Annotated in this window: 1 pseudogene; it reads left to right on the forward strand. The window is 65.5% G+C overall.

The window, feature by feature from the left end:
- A pseudogene (locus PUR26_RS02310) lies at window positions 1-196 on the forward strand (hypothetical protein); the annotation flags it as partial.
- Between the last annotated feature and the right edge of the window lie 473 nt (window positions 197-669).

The raw sequence follows: 669 nt of genomic DNA on the forward strand, positions 1-669 counted from the left end.
AGCCGAACTCGTCGAAATTGTCCGCAGAGTTCTCTCAGGCGACCCGGAGGACGCGTACTACTTACGACTCCTGGCTGCGAATGTCCTCCACCCTCGGATCGGCGATCTGATCTTCCACCCGCCGGAAGGCCTTCGGGACGCGTCCGCGGAGGCGATCGTCGACGAGGCCCTGCGATACCGGCCGATCGCACTCTGAACCGTGAGACCGCCGTCAGCGCCCGTCGCCTCCTGTCCGCTCGAGCCCCACACGGAACGCGGCGGCCCAAGCCAGCGTGGTCTCGACACCCTTTCGTAGGGGCACCGTTGCCGCGCCGGTGTGCTGGTGCCGCCGGCACACCGGGGGCTCGGCGCGAGCGAGTGGTTCAGCTGCGCAACTTCTCAGTGTCTGTTTGAAAGCTCAAGGTGGAAGCCGCTTGCAAGTTTGATGTCGGCGTAGAGCCCGGTGTCCCTGCCCCGCCTCAAGATTGAGGTGATGACCGTTGACCTTCCATACACAGCATGCTCTTTGGCCGCAAATTCCCCAAGGCCGGGGGCGCTCCGGCTGGGTCGCGTAGGTTCGTAGTCATGATCAGGCGTATACGCGGTGTCGTTCTGCCTGAGCGCGAGGAGCGCACGTTCTGGGTCGAGGGAGAGCGGCTGCGGACTGAGCCGCCTGCTGGGGCGGCAGCG

It is taken from the genome of Streptomyces sp. SP18CS02 (assembly GCF_036322365.1).
In the GTDB taxonomy this organism is placed as follows: Bacteria; Actinomycetota; Actinomycetes; order Streptomycetales; family Streptomycetaceae; genus Streptomyces.